Source organism: Streptomyces sp. NPDC022552, from assembly GCF_055561875.1.
On the sequence record NZ_JBVHGJ010000001.1, the window covers coordinates 962,687 to 988,196 of the forward strand.

At 71.8% G+C, this 25,510-nt stretch carries 24 protein-coding genes; 11 read left to right on the forward strand and 13 right to left on the reverse strand.

The window, feature by feature from the left end; translation table 11 throughout:
• The first annotated feature begins 21 nt into the window (after nucleotides 1-21).
• The gene (locus ACZ3OF_RS04390) at nucleotides 22-1,221 is read left to right on the forward strand and encodes a PP2C family protein-serine/threonine phosphatase (protein ID WP_467302656.1); all 1,200 of its coding nucleotides are present in this window, start codon (nucleotides 22-24) and stop codon (nucleotides 1,219-1,221) included.
• Nucleotides 1,222-1,391: 170 nt separating this feature from the next.
• Here ACZ3OF_RS04390 and ACZ3OF_RS04395 read toward each other — a convergent pair whose 3' ends face one another.
• Nucleotides 1,392-1,898, reverse strand: coding sequence for a MarR family winged helix-turn-helix transcriptional regulator (locus tag ACZ3OF_RS04395; protein ID WP_361666301.1), 507 nt, complete (start codon nucleotides 1,896-1,898; stop codon nucleotides 1,392-1,394).
• Between the two features lie 107 nt (nucleotides 1,899-2,005).
• On the opposite strand from ACZ3OF_RS04395, the gene ACZ3OF_RS04400 reads away from it, so the two are divergent.
• The 3 genes from ACZ3OF_RS04400 (at nucleotide 2,006) to ACZ3OF_RS04410 (ending at nucleotide 4,753) form a co-directional block, all read left to right on the forward strand.
• Nucleotides 2,006-3,193 (forward strand): PP2C family protein-serine/threonine phosphatase, encoded by a 1,188-nt coding sequence (locus ACZ3OF_RS04400; protein ID WP_467302658.1) that lies wholly within the window; start codon nucleotides 2,006-2,008, stop codon nucleotides 3,191-3,193.
• Nucleotides 3,194-3,333: 140 nt separating this feature from the next.
• Entirely contained in the window at nucleotides 3,334-3,768 is a 435-nt protein-coding gene (locus tag ACZ3OF_RS04405; RefSeq protein ID WP_361666297.1) for an ATP-binding protein, read from the forward strand.
• A 139-nt stretch (nucleotides 3,769-3,907) separates the two neighbouring features.
• Nucleotides 3,908-4,753, forward strand: coding sequence for an RNA polymerase sigma factor SigF (locus ACZ3OF_RS04410; protein ID WP_467302851.1), 846 nt, complete (start codon nucleotides 3,908-3,910; stop codon nucleotides 4,751-4,753).
• Between the two features lie 124 nt (nucleotides 4,754-4,877).
• Here ACZ3OF_RS04410 and ACZ3OF_RS04415 read toward each other — a convergent pair whose 3' ends face one another.
• Both ACZ3OF_RS04415 and ACZ3OF_RS04420 read right to left on the reverse strand, forming a co-directional pair.
• Nucleotides 4,878-5,684, reverse strand: coding sequence for a crotonase/enoyl-CoA hydratase family protein (locus tag ACZ3OF_RS04415; protein WP_467302661.1), 807 nt, complete (start codon nucleotides 5,682-5,684; stop codon nucleotides 4,878-4,880).
• A 44-nt stretch (nucleotides 5,685-5,728) separates the two neighbouring features.
• Nucleotides 5,729-7,351, reverse strand: a complete 1,623-nt coding sequence (locus ACZ3OF_RS04420) for an ADP-ribosyltransferase domain-containing protein (RefSeq protein ID WP_467302663.1) — start codon at nucleotides 7,349-7,351, stop codon at nucleotides 5,729-5,731.
• 266 nt (nucleotides 7,352-7,617) lie between these two features.
• Between ACZ3OF_RS04420 and ACZ3OF_RS04425 the strand changes: the two genes are divergently transcribed.
• Nucleotides 7,618-8,328 carry a macro domain-containing protein gene (locus tag ACZ3OF_RS04425; protein WP_467302665.1) on the forward strand — a complete coding sequence of 237 codons (711 nt, stop codon included), beginning with the start codon at nucleotides 7,618-7,620 and terminating at the stop codon, nucleotides 8,326-8,328.
• On the opposite strand, the gene thpR is transcribed toward ACZ3OF_RS04425, so the two are convergent.
• Nucleotides 8,317-8,937 (reverse strand): RNA 2',3'-cyclic phosphodiesterase, encoded by a 621-nt coding sequence (thpR, locus tag ACZ3OF_RS04430; RefSeq protein WP_467302667.1) that lies wholly within the window; start codon nucleotides 8,935-8,937, stop codon nucleotides 8,317-8,319. The two genes, ACZ3OF_RS04425 and thpR, sit on opposite strands and share 12 nt — an antisense overlap.
• Nucleotides 8,938-9,004: 67 nt before the next feature.
• A complete protein-coding gene (locus tag ACZ3OF_RS04435; protein WP_361666288.1) occupies nucleotides 9,005-10,606 on the reverse strand; it encodes an FAD-binding oxidoreductase in 1,602 nt (533 codons plus the stop codon).
• 67 nt (nucleotides 10,607-10,673) lie between these two features.
• Here ACZ3OF_RS04435 and ACZ3OF_RS04440 point away from each other — a divergent pair, with 67 nt between their 5' ends.
• Nucleotides 10,674-11,303 carry a TetR/AcrR family transcriptional regulator gene (locus ACZ3OF_RS04440; RefSeq protein ID WP_361666287.1) on the forward strand — a complete coding sequence of 210 codons (630 nt, stop codon included), beginning with the start codon at nucleotides 10,674-10,676 and terminating at the stop codon, nucleotides 11,301-11,303.
• Nucleotides 11,304-11,308: 5 nt separating this feature from the next.
• On the opposite strand, the gene ACZ3OF_RS04445 is transcribed toward ACZ3OF_RS04440, so the two are convergent.
• The 8 genes from ACZ3OF_RS04445 to ACZ3OF_RS04480 form a co-directional block, all read right to left on the reverse strand.
• The gene (locus tag ACZ3OF_RS04445) at nucleotides 11,309-11,920 is read right to left on the reverse strand and encodes a TetR/AcrR family transcriptional regulator (RefSeq protein WP_467302670.1); all 612 of its coding nucleotides are present in this window, start codon (nucleotides 11,918-11,920) and stop codon (nucleotides 11,309-11,311) included.
• Complete coding sequence (locus ACZ3OF_RS04450) at nucleotides 11,917-12,876, reverse strand: 3-hydroxybutyryl-CoA dehydrogenase (RefSeq protein WP_361666283.1); 960 nt, start codon at nucleotides 12,874-12,876, stop codon at nucleotides 11,917-11,919. Before ACZ3OF_RS04450 ends, ACZ3OF_RS04445 begins: the two co-directional genes overlap by 4 nt.
• Nucleotides 12,877-13,012: 136 nt before the next feature.
• Nucleotides 13,013-14,185 carry an acyl-CoA dehydrogenase family protein gene (locus ACZ3OF_RS04455; protein WP_467302674.1) on the reverse strand — a complete coding sequence of 391 codons (1,173 nt, stop codon included), beginning with the start codon at nucleotides 14,183-14,185 and terminating at the stop codon, nucleotides 13,013-13,015.
• Between the two features lie 44 nt (nucleotides 14,186-14,229).
• Nucleotides 14,230-15,402, reverse strand: a complete 1,173-nt coding sequence (locus ACZ3OF_RS04460) for an acyl-CoA dehydrogenase family protein (protein WP_467302676.1) — start codon at nucleotides 15,400-15,402, stop codon at nucleotides 14,230-14,232.
• Nucleotides 15,403-15,455: 53 nt separating this feature from the next.
• The gene (locus ACZ3OF_RS04465; RefSeq protein ID WP_361666279.1) at nucleotides 15,456-17,615 is read right to left on the reverse strand and encodes an acetate--CoA ligase family protein; all 2,160 of its coding nucleotides are present in this window, start codon (nucleotides 17,613-17,615) and stop codon (nucleotides 15,456-15,458) included.
• Between the two features lies 1 nt (nucleotide 17,616).
• The gene (locus ACZ3OF_RS04470; RefSeq protein WP_361643666.1) at nucleotides 17,617-17,814 is read right to left on the reverse strand and encodes a ferredoxin; all 198 of its coding nucleotides are present in this window, start codon (nucleotides 17,812-17,814) and stop codon (nucleotides 17,617-17,619) included.
• Nucleotides 17,811-19,151 carry an NADH-ubiquinone oxidoreductase-F iron-sulfur binding region domain-containing protein gene (locus ACZ3OF_RS04475; protein WP_467302679.1) on the reverse strand — a complete coding sequence of 447 codons (1,341 nt, stop codon included), beginning with the start codon at nucleotides 19,149-19,151 and terminating at the stop codon, nucleotides 17,811-17,813. The genes ACZ3OF_RS04470 and ACZ3OF_RS04475 overlap by 4 nt, the downstream gene beginning before the upstream one ends.
• Nucleotides 19,148-19,603: a hypothetical protein gene (locus ACZ3OF_RS04480; protein ID WP_467302681.1), complete on the reverse strand. Its 456-nt coding sequence runs from the start codon at nucleotides 19,601-19,603 to the stop codon at nucleotides 19,148-19,150. The genes ACZ3OF_RS04475 and ACZ3OF_RS04480 overlap by 4 nt, the downstream gene beginning before the upstream one ends.
• 434 nt (nucleotides 19,604-20,037) lie before the next feature.
• On the opposite strand from ACZ3OF_RS04480, the gene ACZ3OF_RS04485 reads away from it, so the two are divergent.
• From ACZ3OF_RS04485 to ACZ3OF_RS04505, 5 genes are all read left to right on the forward strand, one after another.
• Nucleotides 20,038-21,147, forward strand: a complete 1,110-nt coding sequence (locus ACZ3OF_RS04485) for an aromatic ring-hydroxylating oxygenase subunit alpha (protein WP_361666276.1) — start codon at nucleotides 20,038-20,040, stop codon at nucleotides 21,145-21,147.
• A gap of 325 nt (nucleotides 21,148-21,472) precedes the next feature.
• The gene (locus ACZ3OF_RS04490) at nucleotides 21,473-22,603 is read left to right on the forward strand and encodes a polyamine ABC transporter substrate-binding protein (RefSeq protein ID WP_467302684.1); all 1,131 of its coding nucleotides are present in this window, start codon (nucleotides 21,473-21,475) and stop codon (nucleotides 22,601-22,603) included.
• Nucleotide 22,604: 1 nt separating this feature from the next.
• Nucleotides 22,605-23,489 (forward strand): ABC transporter permease, encoded by an 885-nt coding sequence (locus ACZ3OF_RS04495; protein ID WP_467302686.1) that lies wholly within the window; start codon nucleotides 22,605-22,607, stop codon nucleotides 23,487-23,489.
• Nucleotides 23,486-24,322 carry an ABC transporter permease gene (locus ACZ3OF_RS04500; protein ID WP_361666271.1) on the forward strand — a complete coding sequence of 279 codons (837 nt, stop codon included), beginning with the start codon at nucleotides 23,486-23,488 and terminating at the stop codon, nucleotides 24,320-24,322. The genes ACZ3OF_RS04495 and ACZ3OF_RS04500 overlap by 4 nt, the downstream gene beginning before the upstream one ends.
• 5 nt (nucleotides 24,323-24,327) lie before the next feature.
• Nucleotides 24,328-25,497 (forward strand): ABC transporter ATP-binding protein, encoded by a 1,170-nt coding sequence (locus tag ACZ3OF_RS04505; protein WP_361666270.1) that lies wholly within the window; start codon nucleotides 24,328-24,330, stop codon nucleotides 25,495-25,497.
• Nucleotides 25,498-25,510: the final 13 nt, after the last annotated feature.

The window sequence follows — 25,510 nt, forward strand, 5'->3', positions numbered from 1 at the left end:
CGGAAGGAGAAGCGGGAACACGTGCACGAGATCACCGTCGTCGAGCAGGCGCTGCGCCGGGCGGCTCCGCACATGCTGGTGAGCGTCGTCGAGGACGCCTTGCGGAAGCACTACGGCGCCCGACGGGTGGAGCTACGGCTGGCCGACTACGGCCTGCGGTCGCTCCAGCTCGTCGAGCGCGCGCCGCACACGAGCGTGTCGGTGCCCATCCACGACAGCCCGCAGGGCCGTGCCTTCGGTGCGCAGGAGCCGTACGTCACGCACGAGGCGGACGCCGTCACCGCGCACCTTCCGGTGACCATCAGAGGTGACCGGATGGGCGTGCTCACCGTGACCGTACCGCCGGACCGTGACCTGGCCCCTCTGCTCTCGGAGCTCGGAGACATCAGCGAGGCGCTCGGCCACGAGATCCTCGTCGCGGAGCGCGACACCGACCTGTACGTCCAGGCGCGGCGTGCCACCCGACTGACCCTGGCCGCCGAGATGCAGTGGCAGCTGCTTCCGGGCCGCTCCTGCGCCCGGCCCGAGTTCGCCCTGGGCGCCCATCTGGAACCCGCCTACGCGATCTTCGGGGACAACTACGACTGGTCCGCGTCGGCCGACCACCTCACCCTGACGGTCACCAACGGGATGGGCGAGGGCATCGAGGCCGCCCTGCTGACCCATCTCGCGATCAACGCGCTCCGCAACGCCCGCCGCGCCGGCCTCGGCCTCGCGGACCAGGCGGCCCTGGCGGACCAGGCGGTCTTCGCGCAGTACCGCGGCACCGCCTACGTCTCCGTGCTGCTGCTCCGCTTCGACCTCGCGACGGGAGAGGTCGAGGCCGTCGACGCCGGCTCACCCCGGTTGTGGCGGATGCGCGACCGCTCCGTCGAGCCCGTCATCTTCGAGGCCCAGCTGCCCCTCGGGATGTTCGAGGAGACCGCCTACGTCCCGGAGCGGTTCACCGTACGTCCGGGGGACCGGCTGCTGTTCGGCAGCGACGGTGTGTACGACGCCGCGTCCCCGAGCGGCGAGAGCTACGGCGAACGGGCGCTGGCCCGCGCGCTCACCTCGACGCGGCTGCTGCCGCCCACCCAGGTGCCCGGGGCCGTGCTGCGGGAACTCGCGGCGTACCACGGAGACACGGCGCTGGAGGACGACGCGCTCGTCGTCTGCCTCGACTGGTGGGGACGAGGAGCGCGCCAGGAGGTCACCCCGGTCGAGGACGCCCACCCCTGACACGCCCGTGCGTCGCCCCGTGCACCACCACGTGTAACAGTTGCCGCGTGACAACTGTATCCTTGTGGCAACACCTGGCTCGTGCCCGGGAGTGAACACGTCGTAGGCGACCAGGGGTGACAAGTGGGACATGGGGCACGTGACCGGACGGCGCTCACGGCATGCGGCGGTCAGGCGGAACGCACGCCCTTGAGCGGCGGCGCGCTCCGCGGGGCCGCACCTTCCTTGTCCAGGGCGTCCTGGAACCCGGTCAGCCCTCGCAGCAGCGCCTTGCGGGTCGTCGGTGACATGGCCGCGACGACGGCCATCAGCGCCTCCTCCCGCTGGGCCCTGAGGTCCTTCAGGTACGCCTTGCCGCGGACCGTCAGGTGCAGCTCGAGCTGGCGGCGGCTGACGGGACTGGGCAGCCGCTGCACGAACCCCAGGGCCTCCAGCCGGTCGCACATGCGGCTCACCGAGGGCGGGGCGGAACCGAGCAGCTCGCCCAGCGCGCGGAGGTTGATCCCCTCCTCGCGGTCGAGGCTGTACAGCACCCGGAGCTGAGACGCCGACACCGGCGTCGACGACACCATGTCCCGGCCGCGCTCCCACAGCACCTCGAGAAGCTCGATGAGCTCCCGGGCCGCCTCGGTCGTCTGCTGCGCCTCCCGTTGAGACGGGGCGGGGTCCGTGTCCATGGCTATCGACACTCCTCAGGCGTCCGGGCCGAGGGCGCCGGCACCGCCGGGCGCCCGGTCATCTCCACATCTCTCCAGAAGGCGGTACGGATTCGGTGGATCGACGCGTGACAGTGGAACGCGCTCTGCGCGGGGCGCCGGCACACCGCCTCCTGGACTCCCTCCGAATCAATCTGGCACAGCAGTTCGCTGCGTTCTCCGTCGACCTCCTGCTCGTCGACTACGGGCTCACGGCGCTCCGCCCCGTCGAGCCCGTCCAGGCCCGCACCGGATCGCAGCCCATGGCCCTGGACTCCGGGCCCGCGGGTCACGCCTTCACCACACAGCAACCATATCTTTCCGGGGCGGACGGACCGACGGCGACCGCGTACCTTCCTGTGACGGTTCGCGGCGACCGGTGTGGGGTTCTTGTGGTCGACCTCCTCTCGGAGCACCTCACACCCCGGTCGGCCGAGGATCTCGCCGCGATCGCCGAAACCCTCGGGCACGCCATGCGGGTCGCGGACCGCCACACCGACGTCTACCGGCAGACCCGGCGGGCCCGCGCCCTCAGCATCCCTGCGGAGATGCAGTGGGACATGCTTCCAGGGCGGGCCTGCGCGGGCGAGGAGTTCGCTCTCCACGCCTACTGGGAGCCGTCCTACACCTCGGGCGGACACGTCCTGGACTGGTCGGTGACCGAGGACGAGCTCACGCTCGTGGTCGCCAACGGCACCGGGCCCGGCACCCAGTCGGTCCTGGTGAGCAACCTCGCCCTGAACGCGCTCCGCAACGCCCGGCGCGCCGGGCTCGACCTGGTCGGCCAGGCGAGCCTGACCGACCAGGCGCTCTACGGTCAGCACCGGGGCGAGCGGAGCCTCTCCGCCCTTCTGATGAGCTTCAGCCTCGCCGACGGCGAGGTGCAGGTCGTCGACGCGGGCTCGCCGACCGTCTGGCGGACCCGTGGAGCCGTGACCGAGCGGCTCGATCTGGAACGGCAACTGCCGCTGGGAATGTTCGAGGACACCGTCTACGCCACCCAGCGCCTGCGGATCCTCCCGGGCGACCGGCTCGTCTTCCTCGCCTGCGACCGGCCCGAGGACCCGCCCGGAGCGAGCGGCCCGGTGTCGGACCGTGCCGTGAACGGCGCGATCGACGCCGTCCGGCATCTGACCTGCGCCGACACGCCCAGCGCCGTGGTCCGGGCGTTGCGGGGATCTCCGGGCGTGCCGACGGAAGCGATCCTCGTCCTCTGCCTCGACTGGCACGGCGGCCGCGCCGCCGAACGGGATGCGGACGAGAGTGCGGACCGGTAGAACAGTCCGGAGGCCGTGGCCGCTAGAGAGGCGGCGCGCGCGCCCGGATTTCCCGGACGGGGGACGGTGTGGAACGTGCGAAGAGGGGAAAATTCGCAGAACGAGCAGGGATCTACGAAACGTGTGGGGGAGGAGGGGCGGTGACGGACTTGACGGCCATGGAGAGTGCGACCCGACGACCTTCGCTGTCCGCGAGCGTCGAGTACGACATGGGTGACGGGATGATCGCTTCCGCTCGCGACTTCACCGCCGACTTCCTCAGCGCCTCCCCGGCGGTGGGACGTGAACCGGTGACCCGTGAGCGCATCGACCTCGCACGACTTGTGGTCAGCGAGCTGGTCACCAACGTGGTGCGGCACGCGCCGGGCCCGTGCCGGGTCCTGCTGGAGCTGTTCGACGGGGCGCTGGAGATCTCGGTCTTCGACCGGCAGGAGGCGTCTCCCGTCCCCCGCGGTCACGACCCGGGGCGAATCGGTCAGCACGGTGTCGAGATCGTGGTGGCCGTCTGCGAAAGCGTGAGCGTGGACCCTGTGCCCACGGGCAAGCGGGTCCGGGCGCGCCTCTCGCTCGCCTGATCCGCCCGGGCGCGTCCGAGCGCCGCGGAAAAAATTGATGTGAATCCATGGGAATGCTTCGACGGACTCGGGGCAGGCGGTCTGCTGACGGGGAGTCGAGTTTGTTCGAGCTACGAGGGAGGTCGTCCGAGTGCCGACTGTGGTGACGACGGAGACGAAGGCCCGAGCCGGAACGAGTGTGGGGGAGCTCCCTGTACTGGAGGCGCCTCGCAAGGTCGCCCCCAAGGACGCACGAGAGCTGTCCCGGACGTTCTTCAACAGGATGGCGGTCCTCGAGGAGGGGACCCACGAATACCAGTACGCGCGCAACACGCTGATCGAGATGAACATGTCTCTCGTGCGGTACGCGTCCGGGCGGTTCCGCGCCCGTGGCGACGAGATGGAGGACATCGTCCAGGTCGGCACCATCGGTCTGATCAAGGCCATCGACCGCTTCGACATATCGCGTGAGGTGGAGTTCACCAGCTTCGCCGTGCCGTACATCGTGGGCGAGATCAAGCGCTTCTTCCGTGACACCTCCTGGGCGGTCCACGTACCGCGCCGGCTGCAGGAGGCGCGCGTCGAACTCGCCAAGGCGACGGAGGAGCTGAGTTCACGCCTGGGTCGTTCGCCGAGCGTGGCGGAGCTGGCGACGTTGATGAACCTCTCCGAGGACGAGGTCATCGAGGCCCGCGTGGCATCCAACGGATACAACTCCACGTCGCTCGACGCGGCCATCGGCTCGGACGACGACGACGCGGCGCTGTCGGACTTCATCGGGGTGGAGGACCCGGCCCTCGAACTCTTCGAGGACTTCCATACCCTCGCCCCCCTCCTCGTCGAACTCGACGAGCGGGCCCGTCGCATCCTGCATCTGCGCTTCGTCGAGGAGATGACGCAGTCGGAGATCGGCGCGGAGCTGGGCATCTCGCAGATGCACGTCTCCCGGCTCCTCTCCCGCAACCTGGAGAAGCTGCGGAAGGGCATGCTCGACGGCGCGGGATAGGCGCCGCTCCCGGAAAACGCGGAGACCCCGGACTCGCGGAACGGCCTCATCAACCCCCTTCTGGTGAGGCCGTTCCGTGCGCCCGGGGTCTCCGTGCGAGGCCAGGTGTCCCCCCGGTGAGACGTCAGTCGGCGAAGGACCCGTGGCGGCCGGCCCCGTGCGTGAAGCGGGTGGCGCCCGCGAGGGTCTCGCCGGCCGACAGCGGCACCATGCCGTGGCGCAGCTCGACGGCCAGGGCCTCGGGTTCGGGGAGCCCGTGCTGCTCCCGTACCGAGAGGCGGTCGTGGCGCAGGCACAGCTGAGGGAACGCGGCGATCTCCCGGGCGAGCTGCTCCGCCGCCTGACGGGACCGCCCCGGCGGTACGAGGCGGTTGGCGAGGCCGATCTCGTACGCCTCGGTGGCCGGGACCGGGCGGCCGGTGAGGATGAGGTCCATGGCGCGGCTCTCGCCGATCAGCCGGGGCAGCCTGACCGTACCGCCGTCGATCAGCGGCACTCCCCACCGGCGGCAGAACACCCCGAGAACAGCGTCCTCCTCGACCACGCGCAGATCGCACCACAGGGCCAGTTCGAGCCCCCCGGCCACGGCATGGCCGGCGACGGCCGCGACGACCGGCTTGGTCAGGCGCAACCGGGTCGGGCCCATCGGGCCGTCGCCGTCCGGCTCCACCCGGTTCCCGTGTTCCGTGCCGATGGCCTTGAGGTCGGCTCCCGCGCAGAACGTCCCGCCCTCGCCCCACAGCACCGCGACCGAAGCCTCGTCGTCCGCCTCGAAGGCCCGGAAGGCGTCGGCCAGTTGCCGGGCCGTCGGCCCGTCCACCGCGTTGCGGGCGGCGGACCGCGACAGCACCACCGTCGTCACGGGTCCGTCCCGCTCCACACGCACGCAAGGGGCGACGGGGTCGGACGAGGCGGCTGGGGTATCGGTCATGGGGGCATTCTCACGTGCCCGCCGTCCGACGGCCAGACCGTCGATCACGACACGAGGGTCTGCTCCTCCAGCTCGGTGAGCTTCACGGTGCACAGGCCGCCGCGCTCGGTCGTGACATCCGTCACCTTGAGCTGCGTGCCCGGCGCCAGGATGAATTCCTCCTCGCCGGTGAAGGCGGAGAAATTGCGGATGCCCACGGCCCGGACGGGCGTCACCTCGAAGAGCGTGCGCTTTCCCCGGCCGCCGAGAAAGGCGCGTGCCACGCCGAGCTCGGACGTGCACGAGGAAACGCCCCACCAGGTCACGGTGCGGCCGAGCGGATACTGCGCGCGCAGGTCCAGCGACACCCCGCGCCACAACGGCTCCTTACGGGCCGGGAGTTGCGACACGGCCGAGAACAGCAGGCGCAGGTACGGGATGTACGGGACGAGCTTGGAGCGGTCGGGGGAGCGGAGGACGGCGTTGATCTCCCGGTAGAACGCGGACTCGCAGGTGTAGAGGTGGAGCGCGGCGATCGCGTCGGCGGAGAGCCCGCCGGCAGCCGATTCGTCCGCGCGCCTCTTGCCGAATTCGTGCGACAGGCCGACGTGCCGGCCGAGGTTGGACAGCACCTCGGTGACGGGACCGACGGCGTCCTGGAATTCCATGACCGGGGTGTCGAACACACCGGTGATCCCGGGGAGGACGAGGCCCTCGTCCTTGACGCCGGAGAGCCGGTCCAGATACAGCTGGTGCAGTTCCATGGTGGAGGCGATGAACGCTCCCATGCGTTCCGCGACATCCCCGCGACCACTGTCGGCGTCGTCCCCCGCGGTCCGGTCCCACCCCTTGCTCGGCAGCCAGTCGACCGGATCCGCGCCGAGCGACGCCAGGGCGTCGTTGACCACGGCGAAGTGGTCGCCGTCGCAGAAGATGTCGCCCTGCGCCGCCGGGTTGGGGTGGTCGATGTGCCGGACGTCGACCTCGGGGTACTTCTCCTGGAGACGCAGGACGACCTTCTTCAGGTTGCGCGCGTGCGCCCCCCACCAGGCGAAGACGACACCGCGGTCCTCCTCGTCGGCCTCCTGCTTGGCCTTGAGGATCTCCTCGACGATCCGCTCGGCGACCGGACGCCAGAACGCGGTGTGCCGTTCGGTCCCCGTCGCGCCGTCGCTGCCGGCGGTGAGTGACGCGTTGAGCAGCAGGACGCCCTGCGTCAGCATCGCCTGGAACCACTCCGGCGGCTGGACGGTGTCCTGCTTCTCGAGGAGGGCACGGACATCGGCGATGGGCGTCTTCTTGGGAATTCCGTACTTCCACATCGCCGCCGCCTTGATGATGCAGCGGATACTGACGACCCGGCCGAACTGACTGTCCTTCCAGTCGTGGAAGGTGTTGTCGAACATGGCTATCCCCGTGGCGCTTTCGGGCCTCGGATAAGGATTCTGGCCGAAGACGACGACCTTCCATCTGCGCGGCGGATGAGGCTTGAGCGCCTGGAAGGTCAATTCCCGGACAGGAACGATTTCCGGGCTGCGGCCCGCGCCGATGAACGTGGCCGCGTCCGGCTGTGCCTCGATCGCGGGCTTCAGAATCGGAAGCCAGGGTTCACCGCCGCCTTCGAAGAGTTCGGAGAGGCCCAACGGGTCATTCGCGTCAGGCTCGTTCGGGGTGCTGGAATCGTTCATTTCGGCAAGACTCCCCATGCGGTGATGGAATATGCGGGAAAGGGCTTGGGCGGCGCGGAGAAGCAGACCTCTGAACGCCTGGGTGTCCGGCCCGCCGACTCTCGCCGGCCCCCGTCGGCAGGGTCGGCGGCGTCGGCCGCCACGGTCGGACCTGCGGAGACGGGCGGCAGGCTAGCACCGGGTCACGGCGCGGGCAATCGTGACGGTGCCTCACCGACCGCCGCTCTCGGCGGCGTTGTCAGTGGTGCGCGGTAGCGTCGTGAGTGGTGGGAAGAGCCGTCTCTCGATCGGAGCGCATCATGACCGAAAACCGTGTGCAGTCGCCTCTCGAGGTGGTGCTGACGGACATCAACGCCGACGTGGTGGAGTCGTGGCGCGCGGCGTTCGCCGACACTCCCGGAATCGAGATCCGCAGGGGCTCGATCCTCGACGAGAAGGTCGATGCCTGGGTCACCCCCACCAATTCCCGGGGGCGGATGGACGGAGGGGTGGACGCGGTCATCAAGCGACACCTCGGAGCGGGCATCCAATTGCGCGTGCAGCGGGCGATTCGCGACCGGTTCGCGGGACATCTCCCTGTGGGCAGTGCGGTGTGCGTTCCGTCGGGTGCGGTCGTCCCGAAGTTCCTGATATCGACGCCGACGATGGAATCGTCTGCGGAGAACGTGCGGGAGACGCTGAATGTGGCGCTGGCGTGCGCCGCCGCCTTCCAGGCGATCCACCGGCAGAACAGCGAGGCTCCGGGCAGCATCGCGTCGGTGGCCCTGGTCGGCATGGGCGCTCGGACCGGCCGGGTACCCGCGCGGGTCTGCGCCAACCTCATGTGGACCGGCTACACCCTGTTCAACGACTACTCCTTCGACGACTACGACGTCCTGCGGAGCACGATCACCGCGCAGCTCGACGACATCGACATGGTGCCCAGCGGGCGGCGGGTGCGTATCGAGCCGCCGAAGCGGTCCGCCTCACGTCGCTGAACCGGTGCCACCGATCCCGCCGGCGCTGTCGGCGCGGCCGAAGCTCCAGGCCTCGATGTCGCGGTAGTGGATCGGCCCCGGGCCGCGGCCGAAGTTGCTGCCGACCAGGTGCAGTCGTCCGGCCTGCCAGCGGCGACCGGTGAACGCCTCGAGTGCGGCGGCGGTCTCCACCACGGGGGCCGTTTCGTTGCGGCGGGCCCGGGCGAGCGTGAGGTGGGGGCGTAGGGGACGGTCCTCGAAGGCGACACCGCACGCGCGGGCCACGGCCCGGACCTCGGAGGCGAGCAGGTGCAGGCCTTCGAGGTCCCCGTCGATGCCGCTCCACAACACCCGCTCGTCGAAGTGCCCGCCACCACGTAGCCCGAGGTCCAAGGAAGGACGGGCTGCCGCGAGTGCGGCGAGCGGCGGCCGCAGGAGCGGAACGGTCGTCGCCGGGAGCTCCCCGAGGAACGCGAGCGTGATGTGCCAGTCCTCGATGCGGTTCCACCGCAGGTTCGGGTACGCCGCGTAGGCGGGCCCCAGCGCCCGCGCCAGCTCTTCCTTGGCGTCGTCCGGTGGGGCGAGCGCGACGAACACCCGAATGGTCGAGGAGTGGATCTGATCGTTCACAGAAGTCTTCGTACCTCACGCCGCACGGTCCGGTCATCTTTCCCGTGCGGCGGCCGGGGCTTCACGGTCAGTCGACGAGCACGCCGGGGTTGAGGATGCCCCGCGGATCGAGCGCTCCCTTCGCGGCGCGCAGCGCGAGGGCGAACGGGTCGGGGCGCTGGCGGTCATAGCCCGGGCGGTGGTCCCGGCCGACGGCGTGGTGATGGGTGATCGTGGCCCGGTGGCGGTGCAGCACATCGCTCGCCACGGCCTTGAGGTCGTCCCAGAAGGCGACCTCGTCGCCGGGGCGGCCGGCGGCCAGGACGGTGAAGTAAGGTGCGGCGCCGTCCGGATAGACGTGGGTGAGGCGGCAGTTGACGGTCGCCGGGTGGCCGGAGGCCTTCAGGGCCGCCTCGCCGACCTCCGTGCGCACCGCTTCGATCAGGGCGGGGATGCGGTCCCATGTCGCCGCCGTCTCGAACGTCTCCGCCACGGCCCCCATCCTGGCCAGACCGTCGCGGAGGTAGGGCATCCGCAGGAAGGCCGAGCGCCAGGCGCTCACGGCGGCGTCGCCGTCCTTCGCGGACGACGCGGTGCCGGGCCTTCCGCCGTGGGAACGGGCCAGGTCGACGGCCTGTTCCAGGCGGGACACGACCGGTCCGTCCGCGGACTCGAATCCCAGGACGAGTACGGCGGAGCCGTCGTGCGCCGCCCCGGAGAGCGCGGCCTCACCGGAGTCCAGGAGCCGGCAGTTGGCGGGGGAGAGGTCCGACTGCGCCAGGTCGCGTACCGCTTCCAGCGCGGCGTGGAAGTCGGTGAAGGAGAGGGAGGCGGAGGCCTTGTGGGCGGGGCGCTCCTGGAGCCGCACCCACGCCTCCGTGATGACGCCGAGTGCTCCCTCGGAGCCGAGGAACAGCCGGTCGGGGGAGGGCCCTGCGCCCGAGGCGGGCAGCCGCCACGAGGCGCTGGTGCCGGCCGGGGTGACCACGCGCAGAGACTGGACGAAGTCGTCGATGTGCGTGCGGCCGGTCGCGTAGTGGCCGCCGGCCCGGGTGGCGAGCCAGCCGCCGAGGGTGGAGAACTCGAAGCTCTGCGGGAAGTGGCGCAACGTCAGGCCGTGCGGCCGGAGCTGGTCCTCCAGGCTCGGACCGAGGGTCCCGGCCTGGATGCGGGCGGCCCGGCCGACGGTGTCCACCTCCAGGACGCGGCCCATGGCGGTCAGGTCGAGGGACAGGACGGCGCGGTGGGCGTCACCGCGGTACTCCACGCCGCCCGAGACCGAGGAGCCACCGCCGTACGGGACCACCGCGACCTGCCGCTCGCCGGCCCAGTCCAGCAGGTCGGTCACCTCCCGGTCGTCCGTCGGGCGTGCGACGAGGTCGGGGATACGGCCGGGGCGCCCGCGCAGGGCCCGTACGACATCGCGGTACGCCTTGCCCATGGCGTGCGCCGCGCGCTCCCGGGGGTCGGTGTCGACCAGGTGCGCGAGGCTCGCGGGCGGCTCGACGGCTGGGTTCGCGATGCGCAGGTCGCCGACGCTCGGGACGGGGAGCGGGCGGGCGAGCGTGCCGGGGAGCAGGGCGCCCATCGCGGCGCACTCCGCGTCGTCGGGATGCGCGTCCGCCCACCCCCAACCCCACCAGGAGCGGGTGCGCGGACGGGGAACGGGCTGCGTGATGGTGCCGGACATGGGTGTGCTCCAGAGGCCGCGGACGGAATTTACCTAGCGGTAAATTACTTACTGATAATATCGGCCCATGGCAACCCCCCGTTCGAAGGCCGGCACCAAGGGAGTCCCGCGGCACCACCGTCAGCAGCAGATGCTGGACGCCGCCACTGAGGAGTTCGGCACGCGCGGCTACGCGGCCGCATCGCTCGCCGCGATCGCCGAGCGCGTCGGTGTCACGAAGACGCTGCTGCACCAGTACTTCGGTACGAAGGAAGATCTGTACCTCGCCTGCCTGGTCCCGGTCGGGGACCGGCTCCTCGACACCATCCGCACCGCGATGGGGGAGGACGGGACCACGGGACACACGCCTCTGCGCGTCCTCAGAAGCATCTTCGTCGCGCTGGAGGGGCAACGGGAGTCATGGTTCGTGCTCTACGACACCTCCCTGCCGGCCGACGGCGCGGCCGCGCGTCGGGCCGCGGAGTACTGGACGGCCATCGACCGGCTCGCCGCCGGCGGAACCGCCGAACTGCTGCGCGCGGCCGGTTCCACCGACCCGCTGGACGCGGACGCGCTGAAGTACGTCTGGAGGGAGCTGGTCGCGACCCTCGTCCGCTGGTGGGTCAAGCACCCCGACGAGTCCCCCGAGGCCATGACCCGCCGCTGCGCCCGCCTCTTCGCGGCGGCCGCGGCGCTCACGACCGACCCGGCCGGCTGAACCGGTCAGACCTCCGGGAACGCCGGGTCGATGCCGAGCGCCGGTGCGATCGCTCCCCAGATCGTCGAGCGTGCCGTCGCGAGGTCCACCCTGGGGTCGTCGAGCATCAGACGGATGCCGAGGCCGTCGCACAGCGCCAGCACCTGGGTGCTCAGCGCGTCGACGTCGCAGTCGGTGAACTCCCCGGACGCGATGCCCCGTTCCATCGCCCCGCCCACCCACGCGTGCAGCTGGTCGTACAGGTCGACGGCCAGGTGCCGCGCCGCCGTGTCGCGCTGGGCCCGTACCCACAGCTCCTGCCAGAGCTTCCAGTCCTGGCGCAGCTCCGCGTCCGTCGGCAGCATGCTCCGCAGGATGCGGGCCAGGGCGACGGCCGCCGGAACCGGGTCGGCGCCGTCGTCGGCCTCCGTACCGGTCTGGGCGAAGGAGTGCGTCATCGCGTCGGCGAAGAGCTTCTCCCGCGTGTCGAAGTGGTAGTGCAGCAGGGCCTTCGAGACTCCGGCGTGCTCGGCGACCTTGCGCATGCTGACGTTCTCGAAGCCGATGTCGGCGATGACTTCGCACGCGGCCGTGAGGATGCGCTCACGCGTCTCCAGTGCGCGATCGGCCTTGGTCACGTCTGCTGCTCCCCGTGTCGGTGCCCGTGGACCGGGCGGGTGGGCCCGGTCGCCCGGGCCGCCACACGGTCATTCTCGCGCATCGTTCCCCCGGGACCGCCGTAGGTGTGGAAGCCCCTGCCCGTCTTGCGGCCCAGCAGACCCGCGTCGACCATGCGGGCGAGGAGCGGCGGAGGCGCGTAGAGGGTTTCCCGGTACTCCGCGTACATCGACCGCGCGATGGCCTGCACCGTGTCCAGGCCGATGAGGTCCGCCAGGGCGAGCGGTCCCATGGGGTGCGCGCAGCCCAGCGTCATGCCCCGGTCGATGTCCTCGGCCGACGCCGTCCCGCACTCGGCCATGCGCACGGCGGCCAACAGGTACGGCACGAGGAGGGCGTTCACGACGAACCCCGCCCGGTCCTGGGCACGGACGACCTCCTTGCCCAGGACGTCGACGGCGAACGCCCGTGCCCGCCGGACGGTCTCCTCGCCGGTGAGCAGGGACGGCACCAGCTCGACCAGCGGAAGTACCGGGACGGGGTTGAAGAAATGGAGGCCGACGACCTGTGCCGGCCGCGAGGTGGCGGCCGCCAGGCGGATGACCGGGATGGAGGAGGTGTTCGTCGCCAGGACGGCGTCCCGCCGCTCCACCGTCCGGTCGAGCACGGCGAACACCTCCAGCTTCGCCCGCTCGTCCTCGGCCACCGCCTCGACGACGAGGTCACGGTCCGCCATCCGCGCCATGTCCGTGGTCACCGTGATCCGGCCGGCGGCGGCGTCCCGTTCGGCGGTCGTCAGCCTTCCTGACGCCGCGGCACGTTCCAGGGAGCGGGAGATCCGCTCCCGGCCGGCGGCCGCGGCCGTCCGGGTCGTCTCGGCCACCACGACGTCCCGTCCGGCGCGGGCGCAGACCTCGGCGATGCCGGAACCCATCAGTCCGCAGCCCACGATCCCGACCCGTTCGACATCCGTCATCGGCGCGTCCTCCCTCCACTGATTCCTGCACTGATTCCTGTTCCTGCACCGATTCCTGTGGTGCCTGAGTTGCGTACGGGTGGGGTGGTCCGGGCAGCGGCCGATGGGCGCCGCCCGGACCACCCGGGCCGGGCGCCTACCCCGCGGAAGGCATCCGCAGAACGCCCGTACCCCGCTTGACCAGTTCGCCCGCGATGATGAGGCGCTGGATCTCGGAGGTGCCCTCCCAGATCCGGTCGACGCGCAGCTCGCGGTAGAGACGCTCGACCGGGTACGAACGGTCGTAGCCCCGGCCCCCGAAGATCTGCAGGCACCGGTCGACCACCCGCCCGGACGCCTCGCTCGCCGCCAGCTTGGCGATGGCCGCCTTGGCATGCAGCGTCTTGCGGTCGATCAGGCCCTCGTCGACCTCCCAGGCGACCTGGTGGGTGTAGGCGCGGTTGACGGCGATGTCGACGGCGCAGTCGGCGAGCATGCCCTGGATCAGCTGGAAGTCGGCGATGGGAGAGCCGAACTGGCGGCGCTCCACCGCCCAGTCCCGGGCCAGCTCCAGGGCCCGCTCCGCAGCCCCGATCGTCCGGGCCGCGATCATCAGCCGCTCCTCCGTGAACCAGGAGCGGGTGATGTCATAGCCCTGGCCCAGCTCGCCGAGCACCGCGTCGTCGGGGACGAACACGTCGGTGAAGGTGAACTCGGGGTGCTCGTAGACGAAGGTGTGCATCCAGCGCGGCACGCGCGTCATCTCGATGCCCGCCGTGTCCTTGTCGACGAGGAACAGGGTCGGCGCGCGTTCCTCCCCGGCGACCGCGAGCACGATCATGAAGTCGGCGTGGTCGCCGACCGTGACGAACCACTTCTCGCCGTTCAGGAGCCAGCCGCCGTCCGTCCGCGTCGCCGTCGTCCGCAGGCTCTGCGGGTCGGAACCGGCCTCGGGCTCGGTCACCGCGTAGCAGTCCCGGCGCTGTCCCCTGATCACGGGGACGAGGTAGCGCTCGCGCTGCTCCGGCGTGCAGAAGGACAGGGCGTTGGCCGGACGCCACACCATGTCCCACAGCGCGCCGGTGAGCCGCCCGAGCTCCGCCTGGACCGTCACCTGCTCCAGGATGGTGAGGCCGGCGCCACCCCACTCCTGCGGCATGTTGACGGCCTGCAGCCCGCTGTCGAGGACGGCGTCGCGGATCTCGGCGTGGGCCTGCGGGGGCAGCCCGTTGTTCTCCTCGCAGTCGAGTTCGTACTTCATGATGACGTCGGTCAGTGCGCGCGCCGCTTCCCGGAGCTCTTCCTGACGGGCGGTGAGGCGGAAGTCCATGTGCGTGTCTGTCCTCTGGGTCGTGGTGGGCGGGCGAGCGGTCGTCAGGAGTGGGGGAGGGCGAGGGCCCGTGTACCGCGCTTGATCAGCTCGTTGGCGATGATCAGGCGCTGGATCTCGGAGGTGCCCTCCCAGATCCGGTCGACGCGCAGTTCGCGGTACATGCGCTCGACCGGGTACGTACGGTCGTAGCCCCGGCCGCCGAAGATCTGTACGCACCGGTCGACGACCCGCCCCGCGGCCTCGCTCGCCGCGAGCTTGGCCGTCGACGCCTTGGCGTGCAGCGTCTTGCGGTCGGTGTCCGGCCGGTCCGCCTCCCAGGCGACCTGGTGGGTGTAGGCGCGGTTGACGGCGATGTCGACGGCGCAGTCGGCGAGCATGCCCTGCACGAGCTGGAAGTCGGCGATGGGGGAGCCGAACTGGCGGCGTTCGACGGCCCAGTCCCGGGCGAGCTCCAGTGCCCGCTCGGCGGCGCCGACGGTCCGGGCGGCGATCATCAGCCGCTCGTCCGTGAACCACTCCTTGGTCAGCTCGTAGCCGTTGCCGACGCCGCCGAGCACGTCCTCGTCGGGGACGAAGACGTCGGTGAAGGTGAACTCGGGGTGCCCGTTCACCGCGGAGTGCATGAAGCGCGGCACGCGTGTCATCTCGACGCCCGGCGCCTGCTTGTCGACGAAGAACAGGGTCGCCGCCCGCTCGGGTCCCGCGTCGGCCTGCACCAGCAGGAAGTCCGCGATGTCACCGCAGGTCACGAACCACTTCTCGCCGTTCAGGAGCCAGCCGCCGTCGGTGCGGGCGGCCGTGCTCGTGCCGGAGCCCGGGTCGGAGCCCGCACCGGGCTCGGTCACCGCGAACGCGTCGAACCGCTCGCCCCTGATGACCGGCAGCAGGTACTTCTCCCGCTGCTCCTCGGTTCCGTACGCCAGGACGTTCGCGGGCCGCCAGGGGATGTCCCAGAGGCAGTTGGTGACCTTTCCGAACTCCTCCTCGACGATGACCTGGTCCAGCAGTGAGAGGCCAGCGCCGCCCCATTCGGCGGGCATGTTGATGGCGTAGACGCCGGCGTCGATCGCGGCGCGGGTCAGCTCGCGGACCGTGTCGGCGGGCAGCGGGCCGCCCGCCTCCTCGGCCTGGTCCTCGTACCTCATCAGGAGCCGGGCGTAGGCGGCCGCACGGCCCTTGAGGTCGGCCTGCTCGGGTGTGTAGCGGAAGTCCATGTGTCCTCCAGGGCACAGGTGGTGGGGAGGGGCGGGTGGTGCGGTGGGCCACCTCAGTCCAGGTCGGCCGGCGAGGCGGGGAAGGCCGCCGGTTCGACGTCGGCCGGCGAGGCGGGGAAGGCCGCCGGTTCGACGTCGGCCGGCGGGGCGAGGACGGCCCGGGCGTCCAGGGCGAGGGCGCCGTCCGGGCGTACGAGGAGGGGGTTGACCTCCAGCTCGGCGATCTCCGGGTGCGCGGCCGCGACGGTGGTGATGCGCTCGACGACGGCGGCGGCCGCGGCCACGTCGACGGCCGGCCGGCCGCGTACGCCGTCCAGCAGCGCGGCACTGCGCAGGCCCCGCAGCAGGACCTCGGCCCGCGCGGCCGGTACGGGCGCGAGCGCGAAGGCCACGTCCCGGAGCGTCTCCGTGAGCACCCCGCCGAGCCCGACCAGGGCGACCGGCCCGAACCTCGGATCCCGGTTCACGCCCACGATCAGCTCGACACCGTCCGAGAGATCGGCCATCGCCTCCACCGAGTAGGCCGGTGCGTCGAGCCGGGACCGCATCTCCCGGTACGCGGCGAGGAGCGCGTCCCGGTCGGGCAGACGCAGCGCCACACCACCGGCGTCGGACTTGTGCAGGACGTGCAGGGCCTTGAGCACGTACGGCCCGTCGAACTCCCCTGCGGCGGCGAGGAGTCCGGCCTCGTCCGTGATCTCGCGGGCCGCCGGGAACGGCACGCCGGCCGACCCGAGCAGCGCCCGCACCCCGTGGTACCCCGGATCCCGCAGCGGTACGGCGGTGGGCGGCAGCGGCGGGACGCCGCCGGTGCCGGGCGCCGCCCGGCCGGTCATCGCCGCCAGCGCGCGGGCGGCGTCCTCGGTGGCGTCGAACACCGGCACCCCGGCCTCGGCGAGCACCCGGCAGCTCGGCGACCGCGGGTACATCGACTGCACGACAAGGGGCTTCGGTACGGCGGCGAGGTGAGCCGCGATCTCCTTGGCGGCGCGGGTCTCGCCGTCCGCGAGTACGGAGCCGCCGGCCGGGCCGCCGCCCAGACCGCCGTCGGAAGCGGCGTAACCGCCGAAGTACCCGGTCATCAGCACGGCGTCGACCTCGTCGGCGGCGAGGAGCTCCCCGACCGTGTCGGCGTACGAGAGGGGGCGCTGTTCGCCCATCCCCGCCAGGTCGACGGGGTTGCCGACCGAGGACTGCTCCCACAGCACGGTCCGCAGCCTGTCCTGGGCCGGCGCGCCGAGTTCCGGCACGTCGAGCCCGGCGTCCTCGGCCGCGTCCGCCGCGATCGCACCGTGACCACCGCCGTCGGTGAAGACGGCGGTCCGTCGGCCGCCCGTGCGGGATCCCGCTCCCAGCGCGGCCAGGACCACGGTCATCTCCCGCGGCGTGCGGACGAGTTCGACGCCCGCGTCCCGGCAGGCGGCGGCCACCACGTCGGCCGAGGTGGTGAGTGCCCCGGTGTGCGACTGCGCGCTGCGGGCGGAGGCGGTGCCCCGGCCGGCGGTGAGCAGCACCACCGGCTTGCCCGCCGTGGCGGCGGCCGCCGCGAACGCCCGGCCGTCGCCGAAGTCCTCGGCGTACACGGCGATGGCCGAGGTGGCCTCGTGGCGGGCACAGTCCTCGACGAGGTCGACGAGGGTGACGTCGGCCTGGTTGCCGAGGGAGACGAAGCGGGAGAATCCCAGGCCGTGCGGCTCGCCGCGGAGCTGGAGTTCGAGGGCGAGGTTGCCGCTCTGGCTGAGCAGGGCGACTCCGCCGGGGGCGAAACGGTCGGAGGCGAGGTACAGCTCGGTGGTGTTGTCCGCGATCCCCAGGCAGTTGGGCCCGACGAGGACGGCTCCGGCGGCGCGTACGCGGGCGGCGACCGCCCGCTGCCGGGCGAGGCCCGCGGCGCCGGCCTCCGCGAAGCCCGCGGTGATGGCGACGATCGCCTTCGCCCCGCAGGCCAGGGCGTCGTCCACGGCGGCCTCGAAGCCGGCGCCGGGCACGGAGATCACCACCAGGTCGACGGGTTCGCCGATCGCGGAGACGGAGGTGGCCGCCGTCCGGCCGAGGACGGTGCCGCCGCGACGGTTGACCAGGTGAACGGGGCGTCGGCCGGGTGCGCGCAGCGCCTGGGAGGCCACCGCGTGGCCGTACTTCGCCGGGTCGTCGCTCGCGCCGACGACGGCGACGGAGCCGGGGTCGAAGAGGGCGGTCAGATCGCGTGCCATGTCATCCCTCCACGCGGAGGGCGGAGTTGGGGCAGCTCTCGGCACAGGCCCGGGCGCGGGCGGCGGCCTCGGGGCCGGACGGGACGACGAGGGCGATGACCTTCGCGTAGCCCCATTCGTCGAGTTCGACCAGGTCGGGCGCGGGTTCCTGACACAGTCCGTAGCCCTGGCAGCGGGTGGAGTCCAGCAGGAGTTTCACGGCGTTCCTTTCAGGGCGGGCAGCGGGAGGGCGGTGAGGGTGGTGGGGGAGAGGGGGGTGGCGGTGGGGGAGACGGGTGCGGGGGAGGTGATGCCGGCCGCCACCTGCGGCACGGTCACGGTCAGGCGGCGGCCGTCCGGGGACGCGTCGGCGCACTGCGGGCAGGGGGCGGCGAGATGGGAGGGGACGAGCCCGGGGAAGGCGCGGAGCAGGCTGCCCGCGATGCCGGCCGAGGCGTCGAGCAGCCCGCAGGCACCGCGCCCGGGCAGGCCCTGTGACCAGCGGTGCAGGCTGTCGGCGGTGTCCGGGCCCGCGGTTCCGGCGGCGAGGGCGCGCAAGGCGTTCCCGATCGCGCCGGTCCCGGAGACGCAGACCCCGCACTGGCGTGCGCTCTCGGCAGCGAGATGGGCGGCCGCGCCCGCGGCGGTGGTCACCGGGCAGCTGCCGGGGGAGAGGAAGTGGATCGCGCCGCAGCCCAGGGCGGTGCCCGCGGCGGTGAGCGCGCCGGGTTCCAGGGGGAGATCCAGGGCGTCCGCTCCGACGAGCCCGCCGAAGAGGCCTCCCATCAGCGCGCCGGTCGCGCCGGGGATGCCGAGCTCGGCCGCGAGGGCGCGCAGGGGGATGCCGTACGGGACTTCGGTGAGCAGCGGCGTGGTCCCGCCACCGGACAACGTGACGAGAGTGGTGACGGCGATCGCGCGGCCGAGGTCGGGCCGGGCGGCCGTGAGCGCGATCCGGGCGAGCGTCTCGACGTTGGAGACCAGGGTGGGCGCCCCACCGACCCCCTGCTCGAAGGGGCGGGGCGGCTTGGCCGCGGGCAGCGCGGGTCCGCCGTCGATCCTGCGGACCACCGCCGTCTCCTCGCCGGCGACATAGGTGTGATCGGTCTCGACGACCTCGACGGGCAGCGGCGGCGGATGCTCGACGAGGGCCCGGCGTACGCTCTCGGCCGCGACCGGGTCGGAGAGGTAGACGTAGCCGCGGACGGCGCCGGTGATCGCGGCGGTCCGCGCGAGCCCGTCGAGGACCAGGTGGGGTCGGGCCCGCAGCAGCCAGCGGTCCTTGACCGAGCCGGGTTCGCCCTCCTCGCCGTTGGCGACGACGACGGGCGCGCCGCCACTGTCGCGTACGGAGCGGAGCTTGACCGCAGCCGGGAAACCGGCGCCGCCGCGGCCGCGCAGTCCGGAGGCGGCGAGGTGGGCGAGCAGCTCGTCGGGGGCCGTGGCCTCGTCGTAGCCGCCGGTGGCGCGGTAGGCGCCGGCGCTCTCCGTGAGGCCCGGGGCCGCCCCGAGGACGGTCCCCGGCGGGTCCGCCGCCGGGAGTCGGATCGTGGTCATCGGCTGCCTCCTGTCCGGGTGGGGGTCTGCATGTCGGCGCTGTCGGGGGTCTGGGTACCGGGGCGGCTGCGCAGGGTGTGTACGGCGCTTTCCAGCGCGGCGCGGTCGTCCGCCGTACGGCCGTATCCCGGCCCCGGGAGGCCGATGAGCATGCGGTGGTGGTCGAGCACGACCTCGCCCGCGAGCAGGGCGGCCGCCGGATCACCCGCCCGGGACCCGGTGGCCACGCCGGTCACCAGGTCGGTGACCTCGGCGAGGTAGCGCAGCCAGCTGTGCCGGCTTCCGCGCAGGATCAGCCGCTCCACGCGGCTCTGCTCGGCCGCCGCCAGGTCTTTCGGTCGCCGCGCGGGCGCATCGAGTGACGAGGCGCGCAGGGCGGCGACCGCGGTGGGGAGTTCTCGCTCCGGTTCGGGAGTGAGTCCGAGCCAGTCCAGACGCCGACGCCCGCTCATGCGTGCCTCCGGGAGATGGGTGCCGTCCGACCGCCTCCACGCCCGTGAGCAGGGCGAATGAGGAGCAAGCGCCGGGGCGGCGACAGGAAGACACGTTTGCTGACCGATCGGTCAGGCAAGAATTACGCTAGCTGACCGATCGGTCAGTGAACAAGTCTTGACCCGACGGAAATGAGCCAGCAATCTGGCTGTCCAATCGGTCAGCCGGTCCCGGCTTCCCGCCCCGACCGCCTGTCCGCAACTCGGTCGTCTCGACATCGCACGCCGACACCGATCGCCGCACTGGCGGCACGGAGGAGTCACCGATGTACTCCAGAGCCCCGGAAACACCCGCGGTCGCCCAAGCGCCGACAGCCGGCGAATCACCGGCCGCCCGAACGCCGGCACCCGAAGCGCCGGAAGCCCCCGCTTCACGGGCCGCACCCGAGACGCCGGTGGCCCCCGCGCTTCCGGCGCGCTACTACACCGATCCGGCCACCGCCGCCGCGGAGACGCGACACGTGTTCGGCAGGTCCTGGCAGCTCGTCTGCCACGAGTCCGACCTGCCCGACCCGGGAGCCCGGCTCGCCGCCACCGTCGCGGACCGCGAGGTCCTGGTGGTCCGCACCGAGGACGGGGGTCTCGCCGCCCACCTCAACGTCTGCCGCCACCGCGGCACGCGCCTGGTCGCCACCCCCGAACCGGCCGGCAAGGCGATCCGCTGCCCGTACCACGGCTGGACGTACCGCCTCGACGGCAGCCTGGTCGGTGCCCCGGAGGCGCGGCAGATCCCCTGCCTGGACAAGCCGAACCTCGGCCTGTTCCCCGCCCGCGTCGAGTCCTTCCTCGGCTTCGTCTTCGTCAACCTCGACCTCGACGCCGTACCGCTGGCGCAGAGCTGCGCCGGTCTCGAGGCGGCGGTCGGCCACTACGCCGGGGCCGACCTGGTCCCGGTCGGCCGTGCCCGCATCCACGATCTGGCCGGTGCGGAGGTGCAGAACGCCAACTGGAAGGTGGCGGTCGACAACTACCTGGAGGGGTACCACGTTCCGGTGGCCCACCCCGGGCTGATGCGGCTGCTCGACTACCAGGGCTACACCTGCGAGATCGAGGAGTCCTACGCCCTCTTCGCCTCGCCGCTGCGCGACAAACCGTCCTCGAACTGGGCCGAACGCCTCTACCAGCGCATCGCCGCGCCCATGCCCGGCCTCGGAGAGGCCGACCGCCGGATCTGGCGGTACGCGGTCATCTACCCCAACACCCTCATCGACTTCTACCCCGACCATGTGCTGGCCTGGACCGCGATCCCCACCGCGGTGGACCGCGTGGCCGTGCCCGGAGCGTTCTACACCCGCCGCGGCACCGGCCTGCGCACCCGCCTCGCGCGGCGCCTGAACATCCACATCGGCTGGATCACCAACGACGAGGACGCCGAGCTGGTCGCCCGCGTGCAGAAGGGGCTCTCCACGCCAGGGTTCGAGCCCGGACCGCTGTCGCGCCGCGAGTCGGCGGTCGGCTGGTTCGCCGACCGCGTCCGGGCCGACCTCGACGGCGCCGAGCCGTAGACAGGCCGCCGGCCGGCCGTCCGTACGCCCAGCGCGCCGGCCACCCACGTACCCGCGCCCGCCGGGCCGCGGCCCCCACCGAGCGCTCGATGCCGACTCGCGCACCCCGCACCGGGCCGCACGCCCTCACGCCCCTCGGCGGGCCCCCTGGGGTCGCCTCCCTCACCCCGGCCGCACCCTCGCCGGGCCCTCGCCTCCCGCACGCTCTCGCCGGCCGCACACCCCCACCCCGCGCCGCCGGCGACCGCGCCCACCCCACGACCGAGCCCCGACGCACCGCTCGTTCCCGCCGTCCCCCCCCCGCGGCCCCTACGGAGAGGACCCCATGTCCCCCGAGGCACTCCCACCGACCCGACGCACGTTCCTCCGTGCCGGCACCGCCGCCGCCGTCGCCCTCACCGCCGCAGGCTGCGGTTTCGCCTCGGCCGACGACCCGGCCGGCAGGGCGCGCGCCGAAGCCCCCATCGACGTCGAGGTCGACGGCGATCTCGTCTACTTCAACTGGGCCGACTTCGTCGACCCCGCCGTCTTCGACGGCTTCCAGGAGGAGTACGGCGTCAAGGTCGTCCAGTCGAACTACGACTCCATGGAGGGCATGGCCGCCAAGCTCAACGCCGGAAACCGCTACGACATCATCTTCCCCACCGCCAAGTGGGCGGAGCGCCTCGTCGCCGGCGGCCGGCTGCGCCGGATCGACCACTCCCGGCTCCGCAACGCCGAGGCCGTGTTCGCCGGCTACGACTACTTCGCCGACCCCTGGTACGACGCCCGCTCCGCACACACGGTCCCCTTCACCATGTACAAGACCGGCATCGGCTGGCGCCGTGACCGGCTCGGCGACCTGACCGGCTCCTGGAACGACCTCTGGAACGACCGGGCCAAGGGCAAGGTCTTCGTCCTCGACGACCGCGACGAGGTGCTCGGGCTCGGCGCGCTGACGCTCGGCCTGGACCTCACCACCGGAGACCGCGACGAGCTCTCCCGCGTCACCGACACCCTGCGCACGCTCCGGCCCCGCCTGCGCGGCTTCTCCAGCGACAGCTACAACAACCTGCTCAACGGCAACGCCGACATGACCCAGGCATGGAGTGGCGACATGGCCGCCATGCTCGCCCAGGCCGAGGACCCCGCCGTCTTCGGCTTCGAAGTCGCCCGGGAGGGCGCCCCCGTCAACTCCGACTGCTACGCCATCCCCGCCGACGCCCGGCATCCCGGCACCGCGATGCTCTTCATCGACTACATGCTCCGTCCGGAGAACGTGAAGAAGAACATCGAGTACATCGGCTACCCCATGCCGGTCCGCGGCACCGAGGACACGTACTCCGCGCTCGTCGAACCGTTCCCCCAGTGCATGGTGACCGCCGACGACCTCAAGGCGGACCTCTTCTTCCGTAACGGCGACACACGGGCCGAACGGGCCCGCGACGCCGCCTGGACCGATGTGAAGGCCGGCTGACATGACATCTGGCAAGCGTTCAGGGGCGGCGGCCCGCACGCAGCCCCGGCTGTGGACCTGGCTCCTGCTCCCCGGAACCCTCTGGATGACGGGCTTCCTCGTCGCCTCCCTCCTTCTGGTGGCCGTCCTCTCGCTCGGGACCACCGACCCGCTCGGCAACCCGCGCTTCGGATTCGACGTCGGGAACATCGCCGCACTGGCAGATCCGGCCTACAGCACGGTCCTGCTGCGCTCCCTCGGCTACGCGCTGATCACCTGTCTGATCTGCCTGGCCGTGGCCTACCCGGTCGCCTACGCCATCGCGCTGCGCGGTGGCCGCTTCAAGAACCTGCTGATCGCCGCGATCGTCGTCCCGTTCTTCGCCAACTACCTGGTGCGGATGTACGGCTGGTCCGTCGTCCTCTCCGACGACGGACCGCTGCTGAGGGCTCTGCGCGCGGTCGGTCTCGCCGACGACGGCACCAAGATCCTCCAGACCGGCGGGGGCGTCGTCGCCGGACTCGTCTACGGCTTCGTCGTCTTCATGATCATCCCGCTGTACGCGGCGATGGAGCGCATGGACACCTCGCTCATCGAGGCGGGCCGCGACCTCTACGGCGGTCCGCTGCGCACCTTCCTCTTCGTCACCGTCCCCGCCACCCGGCAGGGAGCGGCCGCCGGCTGCGTCCTCGTCTTCCTGCCCGCCATGGGGGACTTCGTCAGCGCCCAGCTCATGGGAGGTCCCGACCAGATCATGATCGGCAACCTGATCCAGGACAAGTTCTTCCAGGGCCAGAACTGGCCCCTCGGCTCGGCCCTCACCATGCTCCTCATGGCGGTCCTGTTCCTCGGGATGCTCGGATACCTGCGCCGTACCCGCAAGGACGAGGCGGAGGCCGTCCGATGAGCGCCCGGCAGCGCCGCCGGCGCGGAGCCGAGCGCCGGCCCCGCTTCGCCGTCGCGGTCACCGCCGTCTTCTTCGCGCTCCTCTACCTCCCCGTCGGCGTCGTCGTCCTGTTCTCCTTCAACTCGCAGAAGTCGCTGACCGTCTTCGAGGACGTCAGCCTCCGCTGGTACACGGCGTTCGTCCACGACGACGTCCTCCTCGACTCGCTCGGCATGAGCCTGCGGGTCTCGCTGGTCGCCATGGCCGGATCGCTCGTCCTCGGCGTGGCCCTGGCCCTGGGGCTCGTACGCGGCCGCAGCCGTCTCGGCTCCTTCGCCGGGCTGGTCATGCTCGTCCCGCTGATCACACCGGAGATCGTGACCGGTGTCGCGGCGATGCTCCTCTTCAAGGGCCTGGGCATCACCCTGTCCACCACGACCGTGATGCTCGCCGAGATCACCTTCTCCATCTCGTACGTGACGGTGATCCTCCGCTCCCGTATCGCCGCGCTCAACCCGGAGGTCGAGGAGGCCGCGATGGACCTCGGCGCCACCCGCAGACAGGCACTGCGCCTGGTCACCCTGCCCGCGCTTCTCCCGAGCATCCTCGCGTCGGCGGTGCTGATCTTCGCCCTCGTCTTCGACGACTTCGTCCTCGCCTACTTCACGACCGGCGTCGACCCGCAGCCGCTGTCCGTACGCATCTACTCGGCGATCAGGTTCGGCGTGCAGCCCACCATCAACGCCGTCGGCACCCTGATGCTGGCCGGGTCCATCGGCCTCATCGTCCTCGCACTCGCCATCCCGCGCCTGTTCGGGCGGCGCGGCGGCCTCGATCTGCTCTCCGGGAAGTGACAGCCATGAACCCGTCCTCCGCGCACCCGAACCCCGAGGCTCCCGGCCCCGACGCTCCGAGCCCCGCCTCGACGCCCCCCGACGCCACAGCCCCCGCCCCGACGACGCCCGCCGTCCGGCTCGACCACGTCAGCAAGCAGTACTCCGCCGCCGACGACACCTACGCCGTACGCGACGTCGCCCTCGACATCGCCCCGGGCGAGTTCTTCTCCCTCCTCGGCCCCTCCGGCTGCGGCAAGACCACCCTGCTGCGGATGATCGGAGGCTTCGCCGACCCCACCGCGGGCAGCGTCCTGCTCGACGGCCAGGACGTCACCGGGCTGCCGCCCGACAAGCGCAACGTCAACACCGTCTTCCAGAGCTACGCCCTCTTCGACCACCTCTCGCTCGCGGACAACGTGGCCTTCGGCCTCAAGCGCAAGGGCGTCGGCCGCGCCGAGATCCGCCGACGCGTCGCCGACATGCTCGACCTCGTCCAGCTCGGACATCTGGCGGGCCGTAAGCCGCCCACCCTCTCCGGCGGCCAGAGGCAGCGCGTCGCGCTCGCCCGTGCCCTGGTCAACCGGCCCCATGTCCTGCTGCTCGACGAGCCGCTGGCCGCCCTCGACCTCAAACTGCGCCGGCACATGCAGGTCGAGCTCAAGCAGATCCAGCGCGAGGTCGGCATCACCTTCGTCTTCGTCACCCATGACCAGGACGAGGCGCTGACCATGTCGGACCGCCTCGCCGTGATGAACGACGGGCGCGTCGAGCAGTGCGGAACACCCGAGGACGTCTACGAGCGCCCCACGAGCAGCTTCACCGCCTCCTTCATGGGCACCTCCAACCTCGTTTCCGGCACCTACCGCTCCGGCCGGGTCGTCCTCGACGACGGGCCCGAGCTGCCCGTCGGCGAGCGGCCGGCCGTCACCGACGGCGCCAGGGTCAATCTGTCGATCCGCCCCGAGAAGATCTGGCTGTCCGACCTGGAACCCGACATGGCGCGCGTCAGCGGGGTCGTCCGGGAGACCGTCTACTGCGGCCCGACCACCACCTATCTCATCGAACTGGCCCCCGGCGTCACGGTGTCCGTGCTCGAGCAGAACACCGACCGCTCCCGCATGGAGGACCGCTGGAGCGGCGGCGAACACGTCGAGGTCGGGTGGAAGCCCGAGCACTGCCTCGTCCTGGACTGAAGCGGCACCGACC